Genomic DNA, 16033 nt, shown 5'->3' with positions numbered 1-16033 from the left:
AGACGGCAGGACAGCCGTTTTGCACGGCGAAGCCGCCCGCAGGGTGGCGCACAGGGATGTGCGCCATGAACGCGCCACGCCGCAACCGCAACCGCAGTCAGTTCAACCTGCGCAGCCGCATGCTGATGGTCGGCGCCGGGCTGGGCCTGTGCGCGGTGACCCTGGTCGGCCGCGCCGCCTACGTGCAGCTGATCAACAGCGATTTCTACCAGCGCCAGGGCGAGGCGCGCTATCTGCGCGAAGTGCCCATCGCCACCTCGCGCGGCATGATCACCGACCGCAACGGCGAGCCGGTGGCGGTGTCCACGCCGGTGGCCTCGATCTGGGTCAACCCGCAGGAGCTGCTGCGCGCGCCCGAGCGCATCCCCGAACTGGCGCAGTCGCTGTCGCTGCCGGTGGACGAGCTGACTGCCCGGCTCACGCAGAAGGCCGACAAGGAATTCATGTACCTGCGCCGCCGGATGAACCCGGACGTGGCCGAGCAGATCGTCGCGCTGAAGATCCCCGGCGTGTTCGCGCAGCGCGAGTTCCGCCGCTATTACCCGCAGGGCGAGGCGATGGCCCACGTGCTGGGCTTCACCAACATCGACGACCACGGCCAGGAAGGCCTGGAACTGGCCTTCGACGAATGGCTGCGCGGCAAGCCCGGCGCCAAGAAGGTGATCCGCGACCGCAAGGGCGCGATCGTGGAGAGCATCGACCTGGTGCGTCCGGCCGAACCCGGCAAGGACCTGACCCTGAGCATCGACCGCCGCATCCAGTTCCTGGCAATGCGCGAGCTGCGCAACGCGGTCACCGCGAACCAGGCCGCCGGCGGTTCCATCGTGATCATGGACGTGGCCACCGGCGAGGTGATGGCCATGGCCAACCTGCCGACCTACAACCCGAACTCGGTCAGCGGCGCCACCCCGGACGCGCGCCGCAACCGCGCCGTGACCGACCTGGTCGAGCCGGGTTCGACGATGAAGCCGCTGACCGTGGCCACCGCGCTGCAGAACCACGTGGTCACCCCGGACACCATCATCGACACCAATCCGGGCTACCTGACGCTGGGCCGCTACACCATCCGCGACGTGCCGCGGAACAACGGCGTGCTCAACGTCACCGGCGTGATCACCCGCAGCTCCAACATCGGCGCGGCCAAGATCGTGGCGCGCCTGCCGGACCAGGCCTTCTACGACTCGGTGCGCGCCTTCGGCTACGGCGTGGCGCCGCACAGCGGCTTCCCCGGCGAATCGGCCGGCGTGGTGCCCTCGCCGGGCAGCCCGGGCTGGTACGGCACCACCAAGACCACCATGTCCTACGGCTACGGCCTGTCGGTGACGCCGCTGCAGATCGCGCAGGCGTACTCGGCGCTGGCCAACGGCGGCCGCGTGATCCAGCCCACCTTCGTCAAGGGCCAGCACAACGAGGCGCGCCAGGTCATCGACCCGGAGGTCGCGCGGGAAGTGGTGCGGATGATGGAAACGGTGGTGACCCAGGGCGGCGCCAAGCAGGCGGCGATCCTTGGCTACCACGTCGCCGGCAAGACCGGCACGGCGCGCAAGAACGGCCCCAACGGCTACGAGCGCGGCCACTACAACCTGCTGTTCGCCGGCGTGGTGCCGGCCACCAACCCGCGCTTCGCCGCGGTGATCGTGGTCAACGACCCGCGCGGCTCGCTGCAGTACGGCGGCCTGGTGTCCGCGCCGGTGTTCCACCACGTGATGGAGGGCACCCTGCGGCTGATGGACGTGCCGCCGGACGACATCCAGTCGTGGCTGGCGGCGCAGGCGGCCGGCAAGGTCGGCGGCAACCCGGTCACCAATCCGGCCGTGCTGCCGGTTCCGCAGGACCCGGCCGAGCCCAACATCGACGCCGAATTCAACGCGGCCATGCCGACCGCCACCGCGCCGCAGCCGGCCACGCCGGAGGTGCGCCAGTGAGCCGCACCATGAAACTGTCGCAGCTGCTGCCCGACCTGACGCTGCCGGCCGACCCGCAGATCGGCGGGCTGGTGCTGGACTCGCGCCAGGTGCGCCCGGGCGATGCCTTCGTCGCCATCGCCGGTTTCGGCGCGCATGGGCTGGGTTTCGTCGCGCAGGCCAGGGCCGCCGGCGCCAGCGCCATCCTGTTCGATCCGCCGGCGCCGGCGCATCTGCCGGCGCCGGCCGACGCCATCGCCGTGCCCGGCCTGCGCCAGCGCATGGGCACGATGGCCGACCAGTTCCACGGCCATCCCTCGCGCGCGATGACCATGGTCGGCGTGACCGGCACCAACGGCAAGACCTCGACCGTGCAGCTGCTGGCCCAGGCCTGGCACCTGCTGGGCACCCGCAGCGGCAGCATCGGCACGCTCGGCGTCGGCCTGTACGGCGACGTGGTGCCGACCGGTTTCACCACGCCGCTGGTGCTGCAGATGCATGAAGTGCTCGCGCAGCTGCGCGATGCCGGCGCGCAGGCGGTGGCGATGGAAGTCAGCTCGCACGCGCTGGACCAGGGGCGCGTCGATGCCGTGCATTACGACGTGGCGGTGTTCACCAACCTCACCCGCGACCATCTCGACTACCACGGCGACATGGCCAGCTACGGCGCGGCCAAGGCGCGCCTGTTCCATCGCGATGGCCTGAAGGCGGCGGTGATCAACCTGGACGACGGGTTCGGCCGCGAACTGATCGGCACTCTGGCCGCGGGCGTGCAGGCCATCGGCCTGAGCTCGACCGGCCAGGCCGGCGCCACGGTGCGCGCCGAAGCCCTGGTGCTGGACGGGCAGGGCATCGGCTTCGAGCTGGTGATCGGCGCCGAGCGCCATGCGCTGCGTTCGCCGCTGCTGGGTCGCTTCAATGTCGACAACCTGCTGGCCGTGGCCGGCGCGCTGCACGCGCTGGGCCAGCCGGCGGCGACCGTCGCCGGGGTGCTGGGCCGGCTGCAGCCGATCCGCGGCCGCATGAACCGCCTCGGCGGGCAGGGCGAGCCGACCGTGGTCATCGACTACGCGCACACGCCCGACGCGCTGGAACAGGCGCTGCGCAGCCTGCACGGTCATCTCGACGGCCGCCTGCTGTGCGTGTTCGGCTGCGGCGGCGAGCGCGACACCGGCAAGCGCCCGCAGATGGCGGCCATCGCCGAGAAGCATGCCGACGTGGTGTTCGTCACCGACGACAACCCGCGCGGCGAGGATGGCGACACGATCGTCGCCGACATCATCGCCGGCTTCGCCGCGCCGTCGCGGGTGAACGTGCAGCGCGACCGCGCGCGCGCCATCGGCGCGGCCGTCGCGCTGGCCGGCCCCGGCGACATAGTGCTGGTCGCCGGCAAGGGCCACGAGCCCTACCAGGAGATCGCAGGCATCAAACACCCCTTCGACGACACCGACGTCGCCTCGCGCGCGCTGGCCGGCCGGCATGCAGGCGCGTGCGCCGCGGCAAACGGAGGCGCGGCATGAAGCGCACCCCGCTGTCGCTGATCGCGCACTGGGCCGGCGGCGAGTTGCATGGCGAGGATGCGAGCATCGACGCCATCGGCAACGACAGCCGCACCCTGGCGCCGGGCAGCCTGTACCTGGCCCTGCGCGGCGAGCGCTTCGACGGCCACGACTTCGCCGCCAGCGCGGTGGCGAACGGCGCCGGCGCGCTGCTGGTCGAACGCCTGCTGCCGCTGGACGTGCCGCAGGTGGTGGTCGCCGACGCCGAGCGGGCGCTGGCGAGGATCGCCAGCGCGATGCAGCAGGGCCGCGCCACGCGTGTGTTCGCCATCACCGGCAGCAACGGCAAGACCAGCGTCAAGACGCTGCTGCTGGCGATCCTGCAGCACGTGGCCGCGGTCGAGGGCCGCCAGGTCTACGCCACGCCGGGCAACCGCAACAACGAGATCGGCATGCCGCTGGCGGTGATCGACGCGCCGGAAGACGCCGATTTCGCCATCTACGAGATGGGTACCGGCAAGCCGGGCGACATCGCCTACCTCACCGCCATCGCCGCGCCGGACGTGGCCCTGGTCAACAACGTCGCGCCGGCGCACCTGGAACGCATGGGCAGCCTGCTGGAGATCGCCAACACCAAGGCGGCGGTCTACGACGACCTGCGCGAGGGCGGCGTGGCGGTGGTCAACGCGGACGACGCGTTCGCGCCGTTCTTCGCCGACCGCGCCGGTACGCACCGGGTGATCCGCTTCGGCCTGGAAGCCAGCGCCGAGGTCACCGCCACCGGCATCGCGCTGGCCGAAGCCGGCTCGCGCTTCCGTCTGCGCACCCCGCAGGGCGAGGCCGAGGTGGCGCTGCAGCTGCCGGGCCGGCACAACGTGCTCAACGCGCTGGCCGCCGCGTCGCTGGCGCTGGCCGCCGGCATCGCCCTGCCGCACGTCGCCGAAGGCCTGGCGCAGGCGCGCCCGGTCGCCGGCCGCCAGGTCGCGCACGTGCTGCCCAGCGGCGCGGTGCTGGTGGACGACAGCTACAACGCCAATCCGGGCTCGCTGGCCGCGGCGATCGCCGCGCTGGCCGCGGGCCGCGAAGAAGGCTGGCTGGTGCTGGGCGACATGCGCGAACTCGGCCCCGACGCGCAGGCGCTGCACGCGCAGGCCGGCGTGCGTGCACGCGAGGCCGGGCTCAAGCGCCTGTACGCGCTGGGGCCGCTGAGCGCCGCCGCCGCTGCCGCGTTCGGCGAGGGCGGTCGTCATTTCGACAGCCACGCCGCGCTGGCCGCGGCGCTGGATACCGAACTTCATGCTGGCGTGCGCTGCCTGGTCAAGGGCTCGCGCGGCAGCGCCATGGACAAGATCGTGACCGCGCTGCTGGGGCGCGGCGAGGACACACCGCATGTTGCTTGAACTGGCCCGTTGGCTGCAGCAGCTGGACGACCTGTTCCGGTTGTTCAACTACCTCACTTTCCGCGGCATCCTCGCGGCGCTGACCGCGCTCGGCCTGTCGCTGTGGCTGGGGCCGGCGGCGATCCGCCGCCTGGCCCAGCTCAAGGGCGGCCAGCCGATCCGCAAGGACGGCCCGCAGTCGCACTTCTCCAAGGCCGGCACCCCGACCATGGGCGGCGGCCTGATCCTGCTGTCGGTGCTGCTGGCGGTGCTGCTGTGGGGCGACCTGCGCAACCGCTACGTGTGGCTGGTGATGGCGGTGATGCTGTGCTTCGGTGCCATCGGCTGGTACGACGACTGGATCAAGATCGCAAAACGCGACCCCAACGGCCTGAAGTCGCGCTGGAAGTACCTGCTGCAGTCGATCTTCGGCCTCGGCGCAGGCCTGTTCCTGTTCTACACCGCCGACGTGCCGGCGGCGCTGACCCTGTACATCCCGATGTTCAAGGCCATCGCGCTGCCGCTGGCCGGGATCAGCTTCGTGGCCATCGCCTACTTCTGGATCGTCGGCTTCTCCAACGCGGTCAACCTGACCGACGGCCTGGACGGCCTGGCGATCATGCCGACGGTGATGGTCGCCTGCGCGCTGGGCGTGTTCGCCTACGCCTCGGGCAACGCGGTGTTCTCCAGCTACCTGCAGATCCCGCAGATCCCGGGCGCGGGCGAACTGGTGATCATCTGCGCGGCGATCGCCGGCGCCGGCCTCGGTTTCCTGTGGTTCAACACCTATCCGGCGATGGTGTTCATGGGCGACGTCGGCGCGCTGGCGCTGGGCGCGGTGCTGGGCACCATCGCCGTGATCGTGCGCCAGGAACTGGTGCTGGTGGTGATGGGCGGCGTGTTCGTGATCGAGACGCTGTCGGTGATGATCCAGGTGGCCAGCTTCAAGCTGACCGGCAAGCGCGTGTTCCGCATGGCCCCGATCCACCACCACTTCGAACTCAAGGGCTGGCCCGAGCCGCGGGTGATCGTGCGTTTCTGGATCATCTCGGTGGTGCTGGTGCTGATCGGCCTGGCGACGCTGAAGGTGCGCTGATGGACGATACCGCGCGCCAGGCAACCCGGCTCGAAGCGATCGGCGGCCACTACGACAAGTGGCTGCTGGGCGCGGCCGTGGCGCTGGCGTCGCTGGGCATCGTGATGGTGGCGTCCAGCTCCATCGCCCTGACCCAGAGCCCGTTCTACTACCTGACCCGCCACCTGGTGTTCATCGGCATCGGCGTGGTGCTGGCGGTGGTGGCCATGCGCGTGGAGCTGCGCGAGGTGGAGAAGTACAACCACCTGCTGCTGCTGGGCTGCTTCGCGCTGCTGGTGGTGGTGTTCGTGCCCGGCCTGGGCAGCACCGTCAACGGCGCGCGCCGCTGGATCAACCTGGGCTTCTCCAAGTTCCAGACGGTGGAAGCGGTGAAGGTGCTGTACATCGTCTGGCTGTCCAGCTACCTGGTGCGCTTCCGCGACGAGGTCAACGCCACCTGGCAGGCGATGCTCAAGCCGGTCGGCGTGGTCGGCGTGCTGGTCGTCCTGCTGCTGCTGCAGCCGGACTTCGGCTCCTCGATGCTGCTGCTGGGCATCACCACCTGCATGCTGGTGCTGGGCGGCGCGCAGCTCAAGCGCATCATCCTGCCGGTGCTGCTGATGCTGCCGGCGCTGGTGCTGCTGGTGATCTTCGAGCCGTACCGCATGCGCCGCGTCACCTCGTTCATGGACCCGTGGGAAGACCAGCTGGGTTCGGGCTACCAGCTGTCCAACGCGCTGATGGCGATCGGCCGCGGCGAATGGACCGGCGTGGGCCTGGGCGCGTCGATCCAGAAGCTCAACTACCTGCCCGAGTCGCATACCGACTTCATCTTCTCGGTGATCGCCGAGGAGCTGGGCTTCGCCGGCGTGTGCACCATCGTCGCGCTGTACGCGCTGCTGGTCGGCCGCGCGTTCTGGCTGGGCATGCGCTGCATCGAGATGCGCCGCCACTTCTCCGGCTACATCGCCTTCGGCGTGGGCCTGTGGATCGGCCTGCAGACCTTCGTGTCGATCGGCGTGAACCTGGGCATGCTGCCGACCAAGGGCCTGACCCTGCCGCTGATTTCCTCCGGCGGTTCCAGCGTGATGATGACCTGCGTGGCGATCGGCGTGCTGCTGCGCGTGTCGTGGGAGTACAACCGCGCGGTGCGCCGCCAGGAAGTGCGCGGCGATGCCGACCCGGCCGACGCGCCGGCCGCCGACGCGGCGCAGCCGGTCGAGCCGGCCACCGCCAGCGCGATCGCCACGGCCATGCAGGCCGGCGCGGCGCGCGGCACCAGCCGCATGCAGCAGCGGGTCGAGCCGACCTTCGGGAGGATCGCGTAATGGCCGCCTCCAGGACGAATGGCGACGCGCGCCCGGTGCTGATCATGGCCGGCGGCACCGGCGGGCATATCTTCCCGGGCCTGGCCGTCGCCCGGGTGCTGCGCGAGCGCGGCGTTCCGGTGACCTGGCTCGGTGCCGATGGCGCGATGGAAACGCGCCTGGTGCCGCAGCACGGCATCGCCATCGACACGCTGGCCATCTCCGGCCTGCGCGGCAAGGGCAGGCTGGCGCTGCTGGGCGCGCCGCTGCGGGTGCTGCGCGCGATCCGCGCCGCCGGCTTCGTCCTGCGCGAGCGCAACCCGCGCGCGGTGGTGGCCTTCGGCGGCTTCGCCTCCGGCCCCGGCGGCATGGCCGCGCGCCTGCATGGCCTGCCGCTGCTGGTGCACGAACAGAACCGCGCGCCGGGCATGACCAACCGCATCCTGTCGCGCTTCGCGCGGCGCCTGCTGACCGGCTTCCCGGGCAGCTTCGCCGGTGGCCGCGAGGAAGTGGTCGGCAACCCGGTGCGCGCCGAGATCGCCGCGCTGCCGGCGCCGGAGCAGCGCCTGGCCGGCCGCGACGGCCCGATGCGGGTGCTGGTGCTGGGCGGCAGCCAGGGCGCGCGCGCGCTCAACAACGCGGTGCCCAGGGCGCTGGCCGCGCTGGGCGGCGGCGTCGCCATCGAGGTCTGGCACCAGTGCGGCGAGAAGCTGCACGGCGAGGCGCAGCAGGCCTACCGCGACGCCGGCGTCGACGGCCGCGTCGATGCCTTCATCCAGGACATGGCCGCGGCCTATGCCTGGGCCGACCTGGTGGTGTGCCGCTCCGGCGCCTCGACCCTGGCCGAGCTGTGCGCGGTGGGCATCGGCAGCGTGCTGGTGCCGTTCGCCGCGGCGGTGGACGACCACCAGACCCGCAACGCCGAATACCTGGTCGAGCGCGGCGCCGCCGAACTGCTGAAGCAGGACGACGCGCTGGCCACCAACCTGGAAGGCGTGCTGCGCGCGCTTGCCCACACGCCCGCCCGCCGCATGCAGATGGCGCAGGCCGCGCGTGCGCTGGCCAAGGTCGATGCGGCCGAACGCATCGCCGACATCATTCTCGAGGAAGCAGCATGAACACGGCACCGCGCACCCGCGCCCGCCACACCGGAGGCCGCGCATGATCCGCCGCCTCCACGACACCACCGACCTGGTCCGCGCCTTTCCGCGCGTGCATTTCGTCGGCATCGGCGGCACCGGCATGAGCGGCATCGCCGAAGTCATGCTGACCCTGGGCTACGAAGTCTCCGGTTCGGACAACGCCGACAATGCCGCCACCCGCCGCCTGGCGCGGCTGGGCGCGCGGGTGATGCGCGGGCACTCGGCCGCCAACGTGCTCGGCACCGACTGCGTGGTGGTGTCCAGCGCGATCCGCGAGGACAACCCCGAGCTGATGGAAGCGCGCAGCCAGCGCATTCCGATCATGCCGCGCGCGGCGATGCTGGCCGAGCTGATGCGTTTCCGCCGCGGCATCGCCGTGGCCGGCACGCACGGCAAGACCACCACCACCTCGCTGACCGCCGCGGTGCTCAGCGAAGGCGGGCTGGACCCGACCTTCGTGATCGGCGGGCAGCTGCTGGCCGCCGGCGCCAACGCCAAGCTCGGCGGCGGGCAGTGGCTGGTGGCCGAGGCCGACGAGAGCGACGGCAGCTTCCTGCGGCTGAACCCGCTGGTCGCGGTGATCACCAACATCGACGCCGACCACCTGGAGAACTACGGCAACGACTTCGCCCGCGTGCAGGCGGCGTTCGCCGAATTCCTGCAGCGCCTGCCGTTCTACGGCCTGGCGGTGCTGTGCATCGACGACCCGGAAGTGGCCGCGCTGGCCACGCAGACGCCGCGCCACGTCATGACCTACGGCATGAGCGGCAACGCCGACGTGCGCGCCGAGGATGTGGAGCAGGACGGCGCGCGCATGCGCTTCACCCTGCGCCTGCCCGAAGGCAGCAGCGTGCCGGTGACGCTGGCGCTGCCGGGCCGCCACAACGTGCTCAACGCGCTGGCCGCCGCCGCCATCGGCTGGCAGCTGGGCGTGGCGCCGGAAACGATTGCTGCCGCGCTGGAGAAGTTCGAGGGCGTGGGCCGCCGCTTCAACGACCTGGGCGTGGTCACCACCGCCAGGGGCGCGAAGGTGCGGCTCATCGACGACTACGGCCACCACCCGCGCGAGCTGGCCGCGGTGTTCGCCGCCGCCCGCGGCGGCTGGCCGGAGCAGCGCCTGGTGGTGGCGTTCCAGCCGCACCGCTACAGCCGCACCCGCGACCAGTTCGACGCCTTCGCCGCGGTGCTGTCGGAGGTGGACGCGCTGGTGCTGAGCGAGGTGTACCCGGCCGGCGAGGCGCCGATCCCGGGCGCCGATTCCAGGTCGCTGGCCCGCGCCATCCGCGCGCGCGGCCGCAGCGAGCCGGTCGTGGTCGGCCATGCCCACGACCTGGTGTCGGTGCTGCCGGACGTGCTGCGCGACGGCGACCTGCTGCTGATGATGGGCGCCGGCGATATCGGCCACGTCGCCCAGCAGATCGCCAGCGGCGGTTTCCAGGGGGCGCGCGAGGAATGAAGGCCCGCCTGCTTCCGCTGACGCGCACCACCGCCCCGGCCGGAAACGGCCGCGGTGCGGCGCCGTCGTGCGGAACCGGCAGGACGGACGGGGGGCGCGCATGAGCGCGGTGCTGCGCATGCTCGCCTGGCTGCTGGCCATCGCGCTGGTGGTGCTGCCGGTGGTCGCGGTGCTCAATGGCTGGGTCGGCGCCGAGCGCTGGCCGCTGGCCAAACTGCGCGTGCACGGCGAGTTCAAGCGCGTGCCCGGCGAGGACCTGCGCCGGGTGCTGCTGCCGTATGCGCGCGCCGGCTACTTCGCGGTGAAGCTGCAGGACGCGCAGCACGCGGTGGAGCAGCTGCCGTGGGTGGAAAGCGCGCAGGTGCGCAAGCAGTGGCCGGACGTGCTGGAAGTCAGCGTCGTCGAACACAAGCCGTTCGCGCGCTGGGGCAAGGACCGGCTGCTGTCCGAGCAGGGCCGCCTGTTCGCCACCCCGCACGGCCTGGAGAACGCGCCGCTGCCCGAGCTCGACGGCCCGGACAGCAAGACCGCCGAAGTGGTCGAGCTCTACAACGATTCGCGCGCGCTGTTCGCGCCGGCCGGCGTGGACGTGCGCCGGGTGGCGATGGACGCGCGCGGCAGCTGGTCGCTGGCGCTGGACAACGGCACCGAAGTCATCGTCGGCCGCGACGACGCGCGCTCGCGGCTGGGCCGCTTCGTGCGCGTGCTGCCGCAGCTCACGCGCACCCAGGTGCCGATCGTGCGCGCCGACCTCCGCTACACCAACGGTTTCACGCTGAGCTGGGGAACCCCGCCGCCGGCAGCAAAGCAGACGCAGGACAGGACATGAATCGCAAGGGTGACAAATCGCTGATCGTCGGCCTCGACATCGGCACCTCCAAGGTGGTGGCGCTGGTGGGCGAGTACTCGCCGGGCAGCCCGATCGAGGTGATCGGCATCGGCTCGCACGAATCGCGCGGGCTCAAGCGCGGCGTGGTGGTGGACATCGAATCGACGGTGCAGTCGATCCAGCGCGCCATCGAGGAAGCCGAGCTGATGGCCGGTTGCGAGATCCGCTCGGTCTACGCCTCGATCTCCGGCAACCACGTGCAGTGCCGCAACTCGCAGGGCATCACCCCGATCCGCGAGGGCGAGGTGACCTGGGGCGACCTGGACCGCGTGCTGGAAGCGGCCAAGGCGGTGGCGATCCCGGCCGACCAGAAGATCCTGCACGCGATCCCGCGCGAGTACGTGCTGGACGATTCGCAGGAAGGCATCCGCAACCCGGTCGGCATGACCGGCGTGCGCCTGGAGGTGCACGCGCACCTGGTGGTGTGCGCGCAGTCGGCCGCGGCCAACATCAGCAAGTGCGTGCAGCGCTGCGGCCTGCAGGTCGACGACCTGGTGCTGTCCTCGCTGGCCTCGTCGGTGGCGGTGCTGACCGCCGACGAACGCGAGCTGGGCGTGGTGATGGTGGACATCGGCGCCGGCACCACCGACATCGCGGTGTTCGTGCAGGGCGCGATCTGCCACACCGCCTCGCTGCCGATCGCCGGCGACCACGTCACCAACGACATCGCGCACATGCTGCGCACGCCGACCCCGGAAGCCGAGCAGATCAAGGTGCGCTACGCCTGCGCGCTGGCGCAGCTGGCCACCGCCGAGGAAAGCATCCAGGTGCCGTCGGTCGGCGACCGCCCGCCGCGGCGCATGCCGCGCGCCTCGCTGGCGCAGGCGGTGCAGGGCCGCTACGAGGAGATCTTCGAAATGGTGCAGGCCGAACTGCGCCGCTCGGGCTTCGAGGAGATGGTGCGCGCCGGCATGGTGCTCACCGGCGGCGCCTCGAAGATGGAAGGCGTGGTCGAGCTGGCGGAGGAAATGCTGCAGATGCCGGTGCGCGTGGGCATCCCGCAGCACGTCACCGGCCTGGGCGAGGTGGTCGGCAACCCGGTGCACGCCACCGGCGTCGGCCTGCTGCTGATGGGCAGCCAGATCGAACACCCGCGGCGTCCGTCGCTGCCCACCGGGCGCGCCGGCACGCTGTTCAACAAATTGAAGAACTGGTTCCGCGGCGAGTTCTGACGCGGAACAGGCGGTAGCGCCGGCTCCGCGGCCGGCGATTGAAGCAGGGCAGTACCCCGGAGTGGCGCAGGCCACGATGGATTCCAACGACAACTGCCGCAACGACGGCGCGGTACGCAAGGGCAGGACGCCCGCACGGCCACGCCAACGGAAGCGGTTATAACGAGGACATGGACATGGCACATTTCGAACTGATCGAGAAGATGGCACCCAATGCGGTGATCAAGGTGGTGGGCGTGGGCGGCGGCGGCGGCAACGCCGTGGCGCACATGGTCAACTCCAGCGTGGACGGCGTTGAATTCATCACCGCCAACACCGACTCGCAGGCCATCAAGAACTGCGGCGCCAAGCTGCAGCTGCAGCTTGGCACCAACGTCACCAAGGGCCTGGGCGCCGGCGCCAACCCGGAAGTCGGCCGCCAGGCCGCGCTGGAGGACCGCGAGCGCATCATGGACGCCCTGCAGGGCGCGGACATGGTGTTCATCACCGCCGGCATGGGCGGCGGCACCGGCACCGGCGCCGCGCCAGTGGTGGCGCAGCTGGCCAAGGAAATGGGCATCCTGACCGTGGCCGTGGTCACCAAGCCGTTCCCGTTCGAAGGCCGCCGCCGCATGCAGGTGGCGTTGAAGGGCATCGAGGAACTGAGCCAGCACGTCGACTCGCTGATCACCATCCCCAACGAGAAGCTGATCACCGTGCTCGGCCGCAACGCCACCATGGTGCAGGCCTTCCGCGCCGCCAACGACGTGCTGCAGGGCGCGGTGCAGGGCATCGCCGACCTGATCGTGCGCCCGGGCCTGATCAACGTCGACTTCGCCGACGTGCGCACCGTGATGTCGGAAATGGGCCTGGCGATGATGGGCACCGGCACCGCCCGCGGCGACGACCGCGCCCAGGCCGCCGCCGAGGCCGCCATCCAGAACCCGCTGCTGGACGACGTGAACCTGGCCGGCGCCAACGGCATCCTGGTCAACATCACCGCCGGCCCGGACTTCACCATGAGCGAGTTCGACGAGATCGGCCGCACCATCGACGGCTTCGCCTCGGAAGACGCCACCGTCGTGGTCGGCACCGTGCTCGACCCGGACATGCAGGACGAAGTGCGCGTGACCGTGGTCGCCACCGGCCTGAACCGCGCCGCCGCCAAGAGCGCGCAGCGCCCGGGCGAGCGCGCGCCGATCAAGCTGGTGCGCAACGCCACCACCGGCCAGGCCGAGTTCGGCGGCGACTACGAGAGCCCGGCCGACGCGGTGGCCAAGGCCGTGGGCAGCTCGCTGGGCATGGGCCTGCGCCGCCCGAGTTCGGACACCGTGGCCGCCTCGGCCCCGGCGGCCGCACCTGCCGCCGCCGAGCTGCCGAGCGACTACCTGGACATCCCGGCGTTTCTGCGCCGCCAGGCCGACTGACCGCGCGGCCACCGTTCCGCCGGGCGCCCTGAACGGGACACCGGCGGTGGACGGCGGGCCGGACGGTCAAAGGTCGTTGTGACAGACACCGGGGTTGTCCTCCCCGGTGGCAGCATCCATGTCCTTGCTGCCGGGCCAGGATCGGCCCGGCGGCATCTTCGCCTCCCCGGAGGAGGCGGGCCTGCGCCGCGCGCCAGGGTCGGATGTTGATGCGTGTTATTCTTGTTTGGCTATGGCCGCGCTCCGGGCGGTCCCTCCTGAACCCATCCGATGATCCAGCAGCGCACCCTCAAGAACACGATCCGCGCCACCGGCGTCGGCCTGCACAGCGGCGACAAGGTGTACATGACCCTGCGCCCGGCCCCGGTCGACCATGGCATCGTGTTCCGCCGCGTGGATCTGGACCCGGTGGTGGAAGTGCCGGCGCGCGCCGACCTCGTCACCGAGGTGACCCTGTGCACCGGCCTGACCTGCGAAGGCGCCAAGATCCAGACCGTCGAACACCTGATGTCGGCCATGGCCGGCCTGGGCGTGGATAACGCCATCGTCGAGCTGTCCTCGGCCGAACTGCCGATCATGGACGGTTCCTCCGGCCCGTTCGTGTTCCTGCTGCAGTCGGCGGGCATCGCCGAACAGCCCGCGCCCAAGCGTTTCCTGCGCATCCTCAAGACCGTGGAAGTGCGCGACGGCGACAAGATCGCCCGCTTCGAACCGCATGAAGGCTACCGGCTGGGCTTCACCATCCAGTTCGACCACCCCATGATCCCGGCCAGGCAGTCGCGCGTGGAGATCGATTTCTCCACCGCCGCCTACATCAAGGAAATCTCCCGCGCGCGCACCTTCGGTTTCATGCGCGACCTGGAGTACATGCGCGAGCGCAACCTGGGGCTGGGCGGTTCGATGGACAACGCCATCGTGCTGGACGAGTTCCGCGTGCTCAACGACGACGGCCTGCGCTACGCCGATGAGTTCGTGCGCCACAAGATCCTCGACGCGATCGGCGACCTGTACCTGGCCGGCGGCCCGGTGCTGGGCGCCTACGAAGGCTACAAATCCGGCCACGCGCTCAACAACAAGCTGGTCCGCGCCCTGCTGGCCGACGCCAGCGCCTGGGAGTGGGCCAGCTTCGACTCGCCGTCCGCCGCCGATCCCATCGTCTACGGGGCGGCTGCCTACGCCTGAATGGGCGGTGCGCCGATTGGCGTAGACAAAATGTGAATCCAGGCGCCATTCCGGCCTGAATTTAACTTTCTCTTAACAAAAGACTAACTCCTGCACGGCAAGTCGCGGCTAGGATTCCTGCCGGCTTGGTGCTGGGGTCCTTCGGGATGCCCGGATGCGGTGGAGGAACTCCGCCCGCATTCAGGAACGGGTACCCTTTACATCCGCCAGACAAGCCAGGGCGTCGCGCAGGCCTTTGTGCGTGGCGGCCGTTACTGCGTGAGTGCTGCGCTGGTCGTTGCGCACCGGGGAGGGTGCAGGCGCGGTTGCAGTCTTGACGGTCACCCGGGTGGCCTTCAGCCCGATGGATCGGGCCGCGTCGAGCAGCTGGTTTTCGGCAAGCCTGACCTTGGCGTGCCAGACCGGCGATTCGACGAGAAAAACGAGGTGTTCGCCGTCCACATTGGCCAGCCGGCAACGGCTCGCCAGCGCAGGCGGCAGATGGGGGCGCAACTGCCGGTCCAGCGCATCGAGCCACAGGGCTCGCCGCAACGGGTTCCCTGCTTTGTCCGCCATGACCGCTTCCAGCGCCTGTTTGGGCGCGGTGCGGGAACGAACGCTGGATTTCGGCTCAGACATAAGAATTCTTCGATGGCATTCAAAAAGATCGTAATCAAAACACGGGGGCAGCAGGCGAAAACGCCGTTGGCGCGCCTGCAGGTGTTTTTCGAGGATAGGCCAAAGGCGCTGTTCGGCACCGTGATGGGGCTGGGCTGCCTGGTCGGCGTGGGGCTCACCCTGGGCGTCGGCGCGGCTGGCGACGCGGCGCTGCGCGCCAAGGTCGAGCGCCAGGAGCAGGAGCTCGCCAGGGTGCAGGCCGACGCGCAGACCCAGGTCAACGCGCTGGCCGCGCGGCTGGGCGAGCTGCAGGCCCAGGCCACGCGCCTGAACGCGCTGGGCGAGCGCCTGACCCAGATGGGCAAGCTCGAGGACGGCGAGTTCGATTTCAACGAGACGCCCGGCCTGGGTGACGGCGACGCCGGCCCGGCCCAGGACATCCCGCTGAGCGCGGTCAACAGCGACTTACAGGTGCTGGAGCAGCGCTTCGCTGCTTCAGGCCGCCAGTTGTCGGTGCTCGAGTCGCTGCTGTTCGACCACCAGCTGGAGCAGAACGCCGTACCCTCGCGCATGCCGATCCGCAACAGCTACGTGACCTCCGGTTTCGGCACCCGCGCCGACCCGTTCGGCCGCGGCGCCGCCACCCACAAGGGCATGGACTTCCACGCCCGCGTCGGCGACCCGGTGATGGCCGTGGCCGAGGGCGTGGTCAGCTTCGCCGGGGTCAAGGGCGGCTACGGCAACGTCGTGGACATCGACCACGGCAACGGCTACGTCACCCGCTACGCGCACAACTCGCGCCTGAGCGTGCGCCAGGGCGACCTGGTGCGCGTCGGCCAGGAAGTGGCCAAGGCCGGCTCCACCGGGCGCTCCACCGGCGCGCACGTGCATTTCGAGGTGTGGCAGGACGGCCGCGTGGTCAACCCGCGCAAGTTCCTCGGCGACGGCGGCAACACCCCGGTGGGCCGCATCGGGCGGGGCTGAGCGCCAGCGGCGGGCGCTTGAATCGCCAGGCGCCCGCCCCA

The 16033-nt window shown here is 70.7% G+C and carries 13 protein-coding genes; 12 read left to right on the top strand and 1 reads right to left on the bottom strand.

Features of this window, described 5'->3' with window-relative positions:
- Positions 1-65: 65 nt before the first annotated feature.
- From AC06FP_RS01835 to lpxC, 11 genes are all read left to right on the top strand, one after another.
- Positions 66-1925 carry a peptidoglycan D,D-transpeptidase FtsI family protein gene (locus AC06FP_RS01835; RefSeq protein WP_478074266.1) on the top strand — a complete coding sequence of 620 codons (1860 nt, stop codon included), beginning with the start codon at positions 66-68 and terminating at the stop codon, positions 1923-1925.
- Positions 1926-1933: 8 nt separating this feature from the next.
- Entirely contained in the window at positions 1934-3424 is a 1491-nt protein-coding gene (locus tag AC06FP_RS01830; RefSeq protein ID WP_478074265.1) for a UDP-N-acetylmuramoyl-L-alanyl-D-glutamate--2,6-diaminopimelate ligase, read from the top strand.
- On the top strand, positions 3421-4803 hold the full coding sequence (locus AC06FP_RS01825) for a UDP-N-acetylmuramoyl-tripeptide--D-alanyl-D-alanine ligase (protein ID WP_478074264.1): 1383 nt from the start codon (positions 3421-3423) through the stop codon (positions 4801-4803). The genes AC06FP_RS01830 and AC06FP_RS01825 overlap by 4 nt, the downstream gene beginning before the upstream one ends.
- Positions 4793-5878 carry a phospho-N-acetylmuramoyl-pentapeptide-transferase gene (gene mraY, locus AC06FP_RS01820; protein ID WP_478074263.1) on the top strand — a complete coding sequence of 362 codons (1086 nt, stop codon included), beginning with the start codon at positions 4793-4795 and terminating at the stop codon, positions 5876-5878. Before AC06FP_RS01825 ends, mraY begins: the two co-directional genes overlap by 11 nt.
- On the top strand, positions 5878-7185 hold the full coding sequence (ftsW, locus tag AC06FP_RS01815; RefSeq protein WP_456117084.1) for a putative lipid II flippase FtsW: 1308 nt from the start codon (positions 5878-5880) through the stop codon (positions 7183-7185). Before mraY ends, ftsW begins: the two co-directional genes overlap by 1 nt.
- On the top strand, positions 7185-8282 hold the full coding sequence (murG, locus tag AC06FP_RS01810) for an undecaprenyldiphospho-muramoylpentapeptide beta-N-acetylglucosaminyltransferase (RefSeq protein ID WP_478074262.1): 1098 nt from the start codon (positions 7185-7187) through the stop codon (positions 8280-8282). Before ftsW ends, murG begins: the two co-directional genes overlap by 1 nt.
- A gap of 43 nt (positions 8283-8325) precedes the next feature.
- Positions 8326-9762 (top strand): UDP-N-acetylmuramate--L-alanine ligase, encoded by a 1437-nt coding sequence (gene murC / locus AC06FP_RS01805; RefSeq protein ID WP_478074261.1) that lies wholly within the window; start codon positions 8326-8328, stop codon positions 9760-9762.
- A gap of 100 nt (positions 9763-9862) precedes the next feature.
- The gene (locus AC06FP_RS01800) at positions 9863-10591 is read left to right on the top strand and encodes a cell division protein FtsQ/DivIB (protein ID WP_456117081.1); all 729 of its coding nucleotides are present in this window, start codon (positions 9863-9865) and stop codon (positions 10589-10591) included.
- Positions 10588-11823: a cell division protein FtsA gene (gene ftsA / locus AC06FP_RS01795; protein WP_054667596.1), complete on the top strand. Its 1236-nt coding sequence runs from the start codon at positions 10588-10590 to the stop codon at positions 11821-11823. The genes AC06FP_RS01800 and ftsA overlap by 4 nt, the downstream gene beginning before the upstream one ends.
- A gap of 176 nt (positions 11824-11999) precedes the next feature.
- Entirely contained in the window at positions 12000-13229 is a 1230-nt protein-coding gene (gene ftsZ, locus AC06FP_RS01790) for a cell division protein FtsZ (protein ID WP_433852487.1), read from the top strand.
- 270 nt (positions 13230-13499) lie between these two features.
- The gene (gene lpxC / locus AC06FP_RS01785) at positions 13500-14411 is read left to right on the top strand and encodes a UDP-3-O-acyl-N-acetylglucosamine deacetylase (RefSeq protein ID WP_456117080.1); all 912 of its coding nucleotides are present in this window, start codon (positions 13500-13502) and stop codon (positions 14409-14411) included.
- A gap of 180 nt (positions 14412-14591) precedes the next feature.
- Here the strand turns inward: lpxC and AC06FP_RS01780 are convergent, their stop codons facing one another.
- Entirely contained in the window at positions 14592-15029 is a 438-nt protein-coding gene (locus AC06FP_RS01780; protein WP_478074260.1) for a DciA family protein, read from the bottom strand.
- A gap of 12 nt (positions 15030-15041) precedes the next feature.
- Here AC06FP_RS01780 and AC06FP_RS01775 point away from each other — a divergent pair, with 12 nt between their 5' ends.
- Positions 15042-15992, top strand: a complete 951-nt coding sequence (locus AC06FP_RS01775; RefSeq protein ID WP_456117078.1) for a peptidoglycan DD-metalloendopeptidase family protein — start codon at positions 15042-15044, stop codon at positions 15990-15992.
- The last annotated feature ends 41 nt before the right edge of the window (positions 15993-16033 follow it).

It is taken from the genome of Stenotrophomonas sp. Steno-Z2, assembly GCF_056393235.1.
The sequence above is the reverse complement of the archived record's forward strand: the minus strand, read 5'-3'. Positions and strand labels throughout refer to the sequence as shown.